11 protein-coding genes are annotated in these 12,570 nt (G+C 67.8%); 2 read left to right on the top strand and 9 right to left on the bottom strand.

Features of this window, described 5'->3' with window-relative positions; genetic code table 11:
- Positions 1 to 129: 129 nt before the first annotated feature.
- The 3 genes from ABZ027_RS36615 to ABZ027_RS36625 all read right to left on the bottom strand — a co-directional run bounded on the left by ABZ027_RS36615 (position 130) and on the right by ABZ027_RS36625 (position 3,932).
- The gene (locus ABZ027_RS36615; RefSeq protein WP_356776156.1) at positions 130 to 1,245 is read right to left on the bottom strand and encodes a PQQ-dependent sugar dehydrogenase; all 1,116 of its coding nucleotides are present in this window, start codon (positions 1,243 to 1,245) and stop codon (positions 130 to 132) included.
- A 650-nt stretch (positions 1,246 to 1,895) separates the two neighbouring features.
- Positions 1,896 to 2,723: a methyltransferase domain-containing protein gene (locus ABZ027_RS36620; protein ID WP_356776158.1), complete on the bottom strand. Its 828-nt coding sequence runs from the start codon at positions 2,721 to 2,723 to the stop codon at positions 1,896 to 1,898.
- 225 nt (positions 2,724 to 2,948) lie between these two features.
- Positions 2,949 to 3,932 carry a phosphotransferase gene (locus ABZ027_RS36625; protein WP_356776160.1) on the bottom strand — a complete coding sequence of 328 codons (984 nt, stop codon included), beginning with the start codon at positions 3,930 to 3,932 and terminating at the stop codon, positions 2,949 to 2,951.
- Between the two features lie 208 nt (positions 3,933 to 4,140).
- Here ABZ027_RS36625 and ABZ027_RS36630 point away from each other — a divergent pair, with 208 nt between their 5' ends.
- A complete protein-coding gene (locus ABZ027_RS36630) occupies positions 4,141 to 4,641 on the top strand; it encodes a transposase (RefSeq protein ID WP_356776162.1) in 501 nt (166 codons plus the stop codon).
- A gap of 267 nt (positions 4,642 to 4,908) precedes the next feature.
- Here the strand turns inward: ABZ027_RS36630 and ABZ027_RS36635 are convergent, their stop codons facing one another.
- From ABZ027_RS36635 to ABZ027_RS36660, 6 genes are all read right to left on the bottom strand, one after another.
- Positions 4,909 to 5,778, bottom strand: a complete 870-nt coding sequence (locus tag ABZ027_RS36635; RefSeq protein WP_356776164.1) for a transporter substrate-binding domain-containing protein — start codon at positions 5,776 to 5,778, stop codon at positions 4,909 to 4,911.
- A gap of 30 nt (positions 5,779 to 5,808) precedes the next feature.
- Complete coding sequence (locus ABZ027_RS36640) at positions 5,809 to 6,609, bottom strand: amino acid ABC transporter ATP-binding protein (RefSeq protein ID WP_356776166.1); 801 nt, start codon at positions 6,607 to 6,609, stop codon at positions 5,809 to 5,811.
- On the bottom strand, positions 6,606 to 7,409 hold the full coding sequence (locus ABZ027_RS36645; RefSeq protein ID WP_356776168.1) for an amino acid ABC transporter permease: 804 nt from the start codon (positions 7,407 to 7,409) through the stop codon (positions 6,606 to 6,608). Before ABZ027_RS36645 ends, ABZ027_RS36640 begins: the two co-directional genes overlap by 4 nt.
- A 262-nt stretch (positions 7,410 to 7,671) precedes the next feature.
- Entirely contained in the window at positions 7,672 to 9,300 is a 1,629-nt protein-coding gene (locus ABZ027_RS36650) for a D-aminoacylase (protein WP_356776170.1), read from the bottom strand.
- Positions 9,297 to 9,680 carry a hypothetical protein gene (locus ABZ027_RS36655; RefSeq protein WP_356776172.1) on the bottom strand — a complete coding sequence of 128 codons (384 nt, stop codon included), beginning with the start codon at positions 9,678 to 9,680 and terminating at the stop codon, positions 9,297 to 9,299. The genes ABZ027_RS36650 and ABZ027_RS36655 overlap by 4 nt, the downstream gene beginning before the upstream one ends.
- A gap of 159 nt (positions 9,681 to 9,839) precedes the next feature.
- Positions 9,840 to 11,228, bottom strand: coding sequence for a diaminopimelate decarboxylase (locus ABZ027_RS36660; RefSeq protein WP_356776174.1), 1,389 nt, complete (start codon positions 11,226 to 11,228; stop codon positions 9,840 to 9,842).
- 174 nt (positions 11,229 to 11,402) lie between these two features.
- Between ABZ027_RS36660 and ABZ027_RS36665 the strand changes: the two genes are divergently transcribed.
- Positions 11,403 to 12,398: an Lrp/AsnC family transcriptional regulator gene (locus tag ABZ027_RS36665; protein WP_356776176.1), complete on the top strand. Its 996-nt coding sequence runs from the start codon at positions 11,403 to 11,405 to the stop codon at positions 12,396 to 12,398.
- Positions 12,399 to 12,570: the final 172 nt, after the last annotated feature.

The following is a 12,570-nucleotide window of genomic DNA, read 5'->3' on the forward strand; positions in this document are numbered from 1 at the left end:
GGGCCGAGGACCGCGTTCGGGCTGCCCGCGCTACCGGCCTGCGGAACCTGCCCCTGCACGACACCGCGCAAAACAGGGTCTAGCCGGCCGTTCCCCACGGGGTGTTCACAGGGATACCTCCCTAGGGAGTCATTTGACGGCGATCCGCAGGATGCGGTCCTTGTTGTCGCCTCGGTCTGTCGTGCCGAGCCAGAGTTCGTCGGCGCCGGGCACCTTGGCGAGCGCCCGCAGTCGGCCGTAGGTGCCGCTGTAGTACGACTTGGCCGTCCCGACGGTCTTGCCGGTGCTGTCGATCGGCAGGGCCCACAGCCGCTGGCCGAGCAGCGTCGTGACGTAGATGACGTCGTGCTTGATCGCGATCTGGGCGGGCACGCCGCCCTGGTCCGGGTTCCAGACCTTCTTGGGGTTGGTCATGCCGGCCTTGGAGCAGGACCCCTCACAGGTGGGCCAGCCGTAGTTCCGGCCCGGCTCGACGAGGTTGAGCTCGTCCCAGGTGTTCTCGCCGATCTCGGTCTCCCACAGCCTGCCGCGGGAGTCCCAGGCAAGGCCCTGCGCATTGCGGTGCCCGAGGCTGTAGACCCGGTTGCCGAACGGGTTGCCGGGCGCCGCGGCACCGCTTTTCGTGATGCGCAGAATTTTTCCGTTGAGGGAATTCTTGTCCTGCGCGAGATTGCGCTTGAGCGCGTCACCGACGCTGACGTACAGATAGCCGTCGGGGCCGAATGCGATGTTGCCGCCGTTGTGGTCGCCGCCCCGGGTGATTCCGCCGAGTACGACCTTGTAGTCGCTGAGCGAGCTGCCGTTGAAGTGCATTCTCGCGACCCGGATCGCGGAGGCGGCCGTATGGACGAAGAAGATGTCCTTGTCCGTGGTGCCGTTCCAGGTCGGCGAGGGGGCTACGCCAAGCAGCCCGCCCTTGCCCCCGCTCGGCGACGGGGGGACCGTCTGGGGCACTGTGCCCACCTTCTTCTTCGAGCCGTCGCTCGCCTGAAGCCATACGGCGGCGGTGTAGCGCTCGGTCACCAGGGCTCTTTTCCCGCCGGGCAGGAAGGTGATGGCCCAGGGTCTGGTCCATTTGTCGGACAGGACGGTGACGTCCGACGGCGCCCCGACAGCCCGGGTGCCTTCTGCGGGGTCGGCCGCGGCCGCCGACGCGGGCTGCAATAGGCAGGCGCCGAGAACAACGGTGACGGCGGTGATCGCGGCCCTGCCGGGCCGGAGCCAATACGGTGCCGGTTGCGTCAAACGTGGCATTCAGATGCCCTTTCCTGTCGTGGGGGCGACCGGCCGCGCAGTGAAAGAGAATCCGCCGCCGAATCGAAAAAAGGGGGGACACGGGCCGAAATACGGCATCGACTCCCTCAAGGAGTATCGGGGCCAGGTTTTCACGCGGGCCACCCGAGACCGTCCATCCTGCTGACGCCCACCGGCCGCCGGGCAGCCTCAGACGGCGCCGGCGCCCGGTGCGGCCGATTCAGCCCTCACCACTGGGCAGTTGGACCAGCACGGCAACTGCGACCACGAGCGGAGAGGCCATGCGGCTGACCACCGACACCGCCAAGCAGGCGCCCACCGCCGTCCCGGCCGCCTACGGCCACGCCCTCCTCCGCCTGACCGCATCCCCGACGTCCGCAGCCCGGCCGACGCCGCGCCCACTCGCCGAGCCGGGTACACCGGTCTCGCCCTGGCAACCCCCAATCGGCAGCTCGGGCTCCCCCATCCGAGGCGCAGCCCTCCAGGCGAGGAAAGCTAAGCAGCCAGCGCCTCGTCACTCGTGAGCTTGACCGTCACCTCGACCCCACACCACACCAGTCCGGCGGGCTGGAGGGGCTGAGGTCAGTCTCACGAGGGCACAACCAGGCCGCGGCCGCAGCTCAGAGATCGGCCCATTGCCCTCACTCGGCACCCTGTCCGACACGCAAGACGCTCAGATAACGACGTGACGCCCGATCGCCCATCCGCGTGCGGATACGCCCGGCGATGGCGTCCAGCAAAGGCTCACGGACATCGGGTTCGAGCCTCCGATACAGCGACAACGAGCGAAGGTGATCGGCAAAGCCGTCCCCGTCGAACCACTGAACCGTCGGATACCAGCGCACACTCGCCGGGCCGAACAGCTCTCCGGGACCATCGACCAGACCCCAACCCTCGTCAGTGGCGCGCACCTCGTCCTCCAGCGGCGGATGACCCCAGTCGGGGTTTCCGGGACAGAACCGCTCGTGGAGATCGGCGGTCTCGGCATACACCTGCGCCTCTCCCGGCCGGCGGACAACGACGTGGCCCAGCAGCGCCATCCAACCCCCGGGAGCGAGCACGTCGTGCGCCCGCCGCCATCCGACCAATGGGTCGACCCAGTGCCACGATGACGCAGCCACAACAACATCGAAGCGCCGACCGCGGTCATCCCACTCCTCGAACGTCGATGTCTCAACTTCGACATTAGGGAAGGAGGCAATCCGGTGGCGAGCGAGTGCGGCCATGTCCACGCCCGGCTCCACGGCGGTCACGGAGCATCCGAGCGCTGCCAGCGAACGCGTAGCCTGACCGGTGCCGCAGCCCACCTCGAGCACCGACGACCCTTCGCCCATACCACTGACCGCGCCAAGATCCGCGAACAGCTCGTCGGGGTACCCCGGCCGGACCCGGTCGTAGAGCTCCGGCACCTCATTGAACACCCGGCCCAGGGCACGCCGATTCGAGGACACCTTCGGATCATCGGTCATGAGGACACAAACTATGCCCCTCGTCCACGGAGGCGCCATCCGCTTGCACAGCCTCATCGCGTGCACTCCGAAGTCGGCGGCCACCTGCTCGCCTTCGAACTGCCGCCGCCTCAAAGCCTGGTGGACACGACGCCCCCACGGCCCCGGACACGCGTTCTCACCTGGCAGCGCTCCGGCTCACCGCGCCGAACTGCTGCTCGTAGGCGTTCACCTCAGCGACGACGTTCAGGCATAACGACTGAAAAGGGATTCAATATATCCTTCCAGCCTGTCAGTCAGGACACTGGCTGTCAGATCGACGCGGCCCAGTTCACGCCAGGGAACAGCGACCTTCTCCGCGTCCGGCGCGAAACCCAGCGCGTCCAGCAGCCGCCAGTGGAGATGGGCGGTGGGGTCTTCGGCCAAGGTTCCTCCTGCAGCGACGTAGCGATCGGCGAAGCGCATGCCTGCGGGAACCCCGTGCAGCAGGGCGAGGGCGGTCGAGCAATGGGCCACATCCAGGTCGGCCGGCCCCCAGGAGGTCTCTACCCAGTCGACGACACCACTGATCTGAAGATCATCGCCGGTGCCTGCGAAGAGGACATTGCCGGGGTGGAAGTCCCGGTGCAGAAAGCAACCCTGATAGGCCGGAGGCTCCCGGCGGATGACGTCGACAGCCTGCTGCCACAGCTCAGGCCGCTCTGTGGCTGCTGGGAGAGTCACTCGCTCGGGGGAGGTCCAGGCCTGATAACTGCGAGGTCGTTGTTGCGCGGTCACCGGCAGCTGATGGATACGCACCAGCTGCCGGGCAAGCAGTTCGGCACGGTCATCAGCACCCTGATCGCCCAGGCGCACAGTCCCCGGCAACAGTGACATCAGCAGGGAGGGGTGATCGCAGTACTGCGCCGTCGCGTCCACCGCCGCGAGCGTGGCCGCGGGCACGTCCGTGTCACCGAGCAGGCGCAAGACAGTCGCCTCACGGGTCAGTAAGCCCTCCGCGTGCCGAACGAAGAAAGGCTTGACGAAGGACCGCAGGACGAGTGAGCGCCGACCACCCGGACCACAGAGGTCCAGGCGGCGCATCTCCGACGTCCAGCCGCCGCGCAGCCGCACAACTCTCTCGATGCGCTCCGCCTCGGACAGCCCCTTCTCCACCCAGGAGCGCGTGGCGCCCCAGTCCTGACTGCCAAGATCCGCACCGATACTCTCGGCCCCCTCGCCCGAACCCATGGCGGCAGACTATCCGCCCCGAGCGCACGCAGCCCGTGAAACGAATTCGCCAATGGTGTCGCACTCGGCTCGGTGCCCGCACCACCAGCGTGTTCGCCGTCCGCGTCGCGCCGAGCACGGCGACCGTCCGCAGGATCATCAACGCCACGTGTCCCGGTGGGCTTGCCGACCTGCTCGGCGCCGACCGGCCGGGACCGACACCCTGGCCGTGGACGGCAAGAGCGCCCGCGGCTCGCGCAGCGGCGAGATCCCGGCCGCCCAGCTGCGGGTGCCGGACAAGACCAATGACATCGCCTGCTTCGCCGCTCTGCTGGAGCCCTACGACCTGACCGGCGTGACGGTGACCGCCGACGCCCTGCACACCCAACGCGCACACGCCCACTTCCTCGTCGAGCAGAAAGATGCGCACTACTCCGTCACCGTCAAGAAGAACCAGCCGATCCTCTATACGCAGCTCAAGAGCCTGCCCTGGGACAAGGCGACGGCGAAGTTCTACGACCGCTCCCACGACCACGGGCGGCTGGAGACCCGGGTGGTGCAGGTCTTGACCGTCACCGCCCTTGGCGTCGACTTCCCGCATGCCGCGCAGGTCGCGAAGATCGTCCGCCACAGGACCTGCATACCTTCGCCGAGGACGCCTCGAAAGTCCGCACCGGCCATGGACCGGAGAACATGGCCACCCTCCGCAGCTTTGCTATCAACCAGCTAGCCCGCCGCATCGCGGCCGAGAGCGGGGTGGGCAGGGATGCCTGCACCGCCTGGGCGATGGCGCGCATCGCGCGTCGGCCCGACGAACTCGCCTGCGCCGTAGAGCACTTGGGCGGTGGTCGCACCGCCGCCACCGACACTGGTGCGGCCCGTTGAGTCGGGCTCCTGCTACCGGTCGGCGGAGTAGTTCCTGGCCGAAACGGTGTCCAGGCAGAAGTGATGAGAATCAGTCGGTGGGGGCGCCTCGAAGGGGCGCCCACCGACCGTGTCACTTCTCGGTAGGAGCCAGACTGGTGTTCTGGACCTGCTTCGCGAGCCCGGGCCGTTCCTTGATCAGGTCGGCGCTGATCGGGTCCTCGAAGTACGCCTTGTAGAGCTCGAGGTATGTGCCGTCGTCGATCATCGCGTTGATCTGGGCGTCGATGTCCTTGCGCAGCTTCGGGTCACCCTTCTTCCGGATGGGGAAGGCGGTGCCCTGGAGATTGTCCACCTCGACGGCGACGCGAATCGGTTGCTTTGAGAGGTATTCGTCCGCGCTGGCACTGCTGAGAAGGATTGCCTCGACGCCTCCGGAGCGGAGCTGGCCGATGAGCCCGGTCTGGTCCTTGAACTTGACCATGCGCGCCTCCGGCATGAGCTCGGCCACGAGGTCCTCCGCCACCGAGCCGCTGACGACGCCGACCCGCTTGCCGTCGAAGTCCGACAGCTTGGTCTGCTTGCCGGTCTTGTTGGTCAGGACATCGGTGATGCCCCAGTAGTAGGGGGTGATGAAGTCGACCTGCTTCTTGCGCTCGGGGGTGGCTATGACGCCGGCGACGCCGACGTCGTACTGCCCGGCGGACAGTCCGGCGAGCATGCCCGTGAGGTTCGTGGTCTTGTACTCGACCTTCATGCCGAGGCGCTTGGCGGCCTCGTTCATCAGATCGACAGCGAATCCACTGGGCTTGCCCGACTCGTCGGCGACCGCGAAGGGCGGCTGCTCGGACTGAGTGCCCGCGGTGATCACACCGGGTTTGACCAGGTTCTGGTACTTGGCTGTTCCGGAGTCGGCCGCATTGCTGTTGCCGCCGCAGGCGGTGAGGGAGAGCAGCAGCGCGGTGGTGGTGGCGGCGAGCAGTGTTCTACGGGATGGGTGCATGGCTGGGACTCTCTGTGCGGGGAGGGTGGTTCAGAGGATTTGGGAGAGGAACTGGCGCAGCCGGGGGTGTTCGGCGGCGCCGAAGATCCGGTCGGGGGTGCCGATCTCGGCGAGGCGGCTGTCGCACATGAAGGCGACTCGGTCGGCGGCCTCCCGGGCGAAGCCCATTTCGTGGGTGACGACGGCCATGGTCATCCCGCCCGATGCGAGGTCCCGCATGACGGCGAGTACGTCCTTGACCAGTTCGGGGTCGAGCGCGGAGGTGGCCTCGTCGAAGAGCATCACTTCCGGCTCCATGGCCAGCGCGCGGGCGATGGCGACACGCTGCTGCTGTCCGCCGGACAGGCGGCTGGGCCGCTGGTCGGCGTAGGCGGCGAGGCCGACCTCTTCAAGGCGGCGTCGTGCGATGGCGCGTGCCTGTTCGCGGCCCATGCCCTTCACGGAGGTCAGGCCGAGGGTGACGTTGCGCTCGACGCTCATGTGCGGGAAGAGGTTGAAGTGCTGGAAGACCATGCCGACGCGGGCACGGGCGGCGTCGACGTCGGCCTGCGGGGAGGTGAGGCAGGATTCGCCGAGCCAGATCTCACCACAGTCGGGCGTCTCCAGCAGGTTCAGGCACTTCAGCAGGGTGGACTTGCCCGAGCCGGACGGGCCGATCACGCAGAGGGTCTCTCCGCGCTGCACATCGAGGGTGACCTCGCGTAGCACGGTGTGGGAGCCGTAGCTCTTGCTGAGCCCTTTGACCCGCAGTGCGGCGGGGGCGTCCGGTGTCCGGGGCGCGGCTTCGGGCTGGGGGGCGACCGGGTTCGGATCGGCGGTGGCAGGGGTCATCGGGCTTCTCCTCCGGCGGTCTGGAGCGGGGTGTCGGGCAGGTCCGGATCGGCCGGGGCCGGTGTTTTGTCGGGGCGTGGGCCCTCACGCAGTCGCCGGTCCAGGTAGTTCACGAGGTAGGTCATGGGTATGGTCAGCGCGAGGTAGCAGACTCCCGCAGCGATCAAGGGCGAGGAGTTGTAGGTACGAGCGACCTCCTCCTGGGCGATGAAGTAGAGCTCGCGCTGTCCGACGGCGAGACCGAGGAGGTAGACCAGTGAGCTTTCCTTGATGTCCTTGACGAACTGGCCGGTCATGGCGGGCAGTACACGGCGGATGCCCTGCGGCACCACAACCAGGCGCATCGCCTTGAGGTAGCTCAGACCGAGGCTGCGGGCCGCCTGCATCTGTCCGGCGTCGACGCTCTGGATGCCGGAGCGGAAGATCTCCGCGGTGTAGGCGCCGGAGATCATGCCGATCGCCAGGACCGCGTAGCCGAAGGGCTCGGTGCCGAAGGGGCGTATGCCGGCGGCGGGCAGGCCGACACCGACCAGCATCACCGTGATGATCACGGGAAGGCCGCGGAAGACGTCGACGTAGAGCCGGGCGGGCAGCCTCACCCACCACCGGTTCGACAGCAACAGCATCACGGCCACCAGAGCGATGACGACACCGAGCACGATGGCCCCGGCGGCAATCGTCAACGTGTTCAGCAGCCCCTCGGAGATCAACCGCGGAAACGTCCGGGCGATCAGGTCCCAGTCGAAGAACGTGTCGACCAGAGCATTCGAAGCCAAAGACATGGGGGACGAGAGGGTCATCACAACTCCTGACCAGGCACGAAGGAAGAAACGGAGGGGTGGAACTCCGAGCGGACCGCCCCATCACCGTCATCGACAGTGCGAAAGTCAGGTACGTGCGGCACAGCAGCGCCGAGAACAGCCGGCTCGCCTCGCTGACGGCGATACCGAAGCCGACGATGAGGACTGTGGCCGGCGGCGGAAAGGTCACGAAGTTCCCGGCAGGCGGTGTGCGGGGCTCTCGACTGAGGCTCAGTCGGCTGTGACTGGGCGAGGGTGGAACTCACGGGGACCTCCTTGTGTGGTGGGAGAGGGAGCGCACGGCCGTCTTGCGGAGCACCGTGCCAGGGCGGTGCGTCGTGAAGACGCCATCACGCAGTACGGGGCGGCCGTTGACGAGGACGTGACGAGTGCCCACGGCATAAGAGAGCGGGGCGTCAAAGGTGGCGGTGTCGCTGACCGTCTTGGGATCGAAGACGGCGAGGTCGGCGAACATACCTTCGCTCAGGGTGCCTCGGTCGGTGAGGCCGAGGCGGGCGGCGGGCAGCGCGCTCATCTTGCGGACGGACTCCTGGAGCGTGAGGACCTGGCCGTCGCGGGTGTACCGGGACAGGACCCGGGCGAACGCACCGAAGTTACGGGGGTGGGGGTGGCTGTCGGTGGCGGTGTCCAGGACCGAGCCGTCACTGACGACTGCGCTGCGCTGGTGGCGCAGCACTGTTTCCACATCCGCCTCGGACATCGCGTGGTTGACGATCCAGACCTGGGCCTGGTGCGCGTGCAGTACGTCGAGGGATGCCTCGGCCGGATCGCGGCCAGTGGCGGCGGCGATGTCCTGGACCGTGCTTCCCACCCACGAGGAGTAGCGGCCCGGCGGCATCGCAGCGATGACGGTGCATTCGGGAAGGAAGGTGTGCCCGGTCTTCGCCCGGAGTTCAGAAGCGATCGCCTCGCGGGTCTTCGGATTCTCCAGTCGGGCGAGGAGCGCGTCGAGACCGCCGTCCAGCGCCCAGTCGGGAAGGCGCGAGGTGAGCCGGGTGGAGGAGGCGGCGTAGGGGTAGACATCGCACGCCACGTCCACTCCTTCCGCGACAGCGGAGTCGATGAGGGTCAGCGCCTCGTGCACCTTGCCGTGGTTGGCGGGCCCCATGGCCTTGAGGTGCGAGATCTGAAGGCGCACGCCGCTGCGTCGGGCGGTTTCCAGAGCTTCGGTCACGGCCTCGACGAGATGGTCACCCTCGTCGCGCACATGAGTGCTGTAGAGCAGTCCGGCCTGCCGAGCCTCGGTGGCCAGCGCCACGACCTCGTCGGTGTCGGCGAACAACCCCGGGGCATAGATGAGTCCGGTGGACAGACCGAACACCCCCTGTTCGGCAGCCCTGGCGAGGAGCTTGCGCATGAGGGCGGTCTCGTCGGCTGTCGCGGGGCGCCGTTCGGTGCCAACAGCGGCCACGCGGAGGGCCCCGTGGCCGACGAGGGCGGCGAGATTGACGCATGGTTCGGCCTCCTCCACCGCGCGCGCGAATCCGTCGAAGTCCTCCCAGGGCATGTCGGCGGTGCTGAGGCCGCCGCGTGCGAGCGTGGTGTCCCACGCTTGGCGCCGCTCGGGGGTGATGGGGAAGGGGGAAGCGCCGCAGTTGCCCGTGACGATGGTGGTGACGCCCTGTCTGATGCACGCTTCGGCGCTGGGCGCGTCGCACACGGTGTAGTCGGCGTGCGAGTGCAGGTCGATAAAGCCGGGCGCGACGACGTGGTCGGTGCAGTCGAGCACCTCCCGTGCGGTGCCGTGAGGCGTGGCCCGTCCGAGGAAGACGATGCGGTCGCCACGGATGCCGACATCCGCCCGTCGGGCCGGGCCGCCGGTGCCGTCGATGACGGTGCCGCCGACGGCGAGTACATCGAATTGGTTCAACTTTCTTCCTTCGCAGTGGAGTTCGGTTCGGGTACCTGGCAGTGCGCGGCGGTCGGGTGAGCCGTACGAGGATGAGGGCGTACATGACCGCTACCGGGATGAGGAGCGTCCAGCTCCATCGAGAGCAGCGTCCTCAGCCCAGTGCCTTGGGCAAAGCGGAGAGCGCCCATCGTGTTCGCGTCGGGGCAGGGGCCGCAGGTGGCGGCCTTCGATCCCCACAAATAGGTCACCGCCCAGGCGGCAGGTGTGAGGCCGAAGCTGAAGCCGAGGAGGGTGACGCTGTCGATGGGTGGCCGGTGGACGAGGAAGACCGCGGCCGGCAGGGAGACCATGGTGGCCGGCAGAAGGTTCATGCCACACAGCGAGAGCACGGCGTACATGACGAAGGGGAGCAGTTTTTCCCGGGTCGTCGGCGCGTGGAACGCAACCGAGTGCCAGTGTGGCGGTCAGCCCCGCTACGGCAACGGCGTAGGGTGCGGCCTCGTTGGCCGCGGGCAAACCGCGAGCGGGTGCCGTCGGAACTTCAGTCAGTGCCACGATCAGGCTTCTGTCTGTACGAATGGCGCGTGGGCCGGGGAGCTGTCCTCGTCACTGAAGAGGAGTGCGTCTGCCTGGTCGACGCCGCTTTCCGCCAGGATCTCGACGAGGGTCTGTTCCGGGCGGACCGCGGCGAACCGTATGTCCCGTTCGCGTGTGGTGAAGCCGTGTACGGCGGGCCGGGCGAGACTGTTGTACGACCAGTGGGAGGAGAAGTAGTAGCCGCCGGTGTCCAGCAGCACCACGACGTCCCCAGGTTCCAGTTCGGGCAGCTTGCGTCCGCGGGCTACGAGGTCCCCGGCGAAACAGCATGGGCCCGCGACATCCTGGGCCCGCTCCGGAGCATGCTTGGGCCTGCCGTCGGAGTCGTACACGGCGATCCGCAGGGGCCATGCCTCCGGCATGAAGACGGTGCGGGTGGCGATGTGCGCGCCCGCGTGTGTCAGCGCGATGCGGCGGCCGCCGGTGTCTTTGGTGTACTCCACGACCGCGGCCGTGAAGCCGTTCTTGGCGACCAGTGAACGACCGAACTCGGTCACCAAGTCGTAGCGCCCGCCCAGAAGTTCGGGAATGGAGGCACGCAGCTGCCGGACGTAATCCGCGTAGGTCGGGCGGATCTCGTCGTCGTCAAAGTTGACCGGCAGGCCGCCGCCGATATCCAGACTGGTCACCTGCTGCCGGCCCGCCATCGCGTTGATCTCCTCGGCGAGTTCGTACACGGCGCGCACTCCCCGGCCGATGAGTTCCAGGGAGCAGCCTTGCGAACCGACGTGCACGTGCAGCCGAGTGAGCCAGGGACGTTCGGCGAAAGCCTGGAGGATGCGCTTCCGTGCTCCGGCATCTTGCAGTGGCACGCCGAACTTCGAGCTGAGCGAGGCGGTACTCATCGCGTCGATGGCTCCGGCGCCGACCTGTGGGTTGATCCGCAGCCCGAGCACCGAGGTACTCTCGCTCACAGCGAGTAGTTCGCCGATGCGGTCCAACTCGGGAAAGTTGTCGGCGTTCACCGCCACTCCCAAGGCGAGCGCGTGGACCAGCTCGGCACGGGTCTTCGCTGGTGAGTCCAGCACTATGCGTTCCGGCGGGAAGCCGGCAGCGACGGCTTGGGCGAACTCACCCGGGCTGGCGACCTCGCACCCCATGCCGGACCGGGCGAGCAGTCGCAGCACGGGGACCAAAGGCGCGGCCTTGGCGGCGAACGTGTGCAGCACTGGCGCGTCGCCAAAGGCCCGTCGGAGGTCGCGCACGGACTCCTGGATCCCGTCGGCGTCCAAGAACCCCGCCGCCACGTGGGCGGGGCCGATCAGGCCGGACCGTACCGCCTCGCGGACAGCTCGGTCACGCTGCTGACGACCGCCTTCACTGTCTTGATCGACTTGCGCAATCCTCACGATCTCGGACCTCCTCGGTGCCCCAAGAGTGTTCGGGCCACCAGAATCGGCAGGCTTCGCGGAACTTCTACCGATACGCAGCATTCCGTCACGATGGGGCGGATGAGGCCTATACGCAGCTCGTGCACCGTGATAAGCAGAGTCATGTCGCACGATTCCGTCGATGAGAAAGACTTGGAGCTGATCCATGCGCTCCAGCTCTCCCCACGCGCCTCCTGGACCCAGTTGGGCCGTGCGCTCGCGCTCGATCCTGTGACCGTGGCGCGCCGCTGGGAGCGGCTGGCCGAGGCGGGACTGGCGTGGGTCACTTGTGTGGCCGGCACGGCCCTGCACAGCGAGTTCTGCATGGTGTACATCGAGATCGAGTGCGTGCCCGGCCGGCTGGACGACATTGCCACCGCGTTGAGCGCCGAGCCCCACGTGCGCTACGTCCACCACCTCACAGGCCCGTACGGGCTGCTGTTCGTCGCGACGTTGCGCACACCCGCGGAGATGCCGGCGTATCTGCGCGGGACGGTAGGGCAGCTGTCCGGTGTCCGGGCGTACCGAGCAGAGATACGGACCGTGGGCTACCGCGAGCCGAGCCGATGGCGTCTGCGCAGCCTCGAACAGTCGCAGCGACGCGCATTGGAACCGTCCGGCGCACCGCCCACGACGGTGGGAGGTGCGCGGATGGACGCCGTGGACCGTGAGTTGTACCGGCTGTTGCACGAGGACGGCCGCATGTCCTACACCGCGCTCGCCGACCGCGCCGGGATCAGCGAGCCCACCACGCGCCGGCGCGTCAAGCGCCTGCTGACCCACCGGTGGCTTCGGCTGCGCTGCGAGATGGCGCAGTCCCTGTCGGGCTGGCCGTACTCGGCCTTCTTGTGGGCGAGCGTGGCACCGCAGCACATGGAGGCCACGGCACGCTGGCTCACGGCCCTCCCCGACGTACGCCTGTGCTGCGCCCTCACGGGAGAGCGGAACCTCCTGCTGATGGTCTGGCTACGGTCCCTCGGAGATCTGCCGCAGTTGGAGGCGACGATCACTGAGCGCTCTCGAAATCTCTCCATAGTGGACCGGGCCGCCTGCCTGCACACCGTGAAACAGATGGGCCGACTGCTCGACGGCGAGGGGCGCAGCGTCGGGCACGTGCCGCCCAATGTGGGGGCGTTCCTGGACGCCTGATGAGGTCATCAGGCCGCATTGGGCGGAACCTCGGTGGGCGAGATGTCCTACGACAGCTTCCGCCGACCGCTGGACCCTCTCGGCCTCGCCTGACCAGCACTCATGCAAGATCAAAAGACTTTGCAACAGCCCTGCCCACCTTGGCCGCCAGGCGGTGGCGGGAATCGTCATA

Source organism: Streptomyces sp. NPDC006332, assembly GCF_040612855.1.
GTDB lineage: Bacteria > Actinomycetota > Actinomycetes > Streptomycetales > Streptomycetaceae > Streptomyces.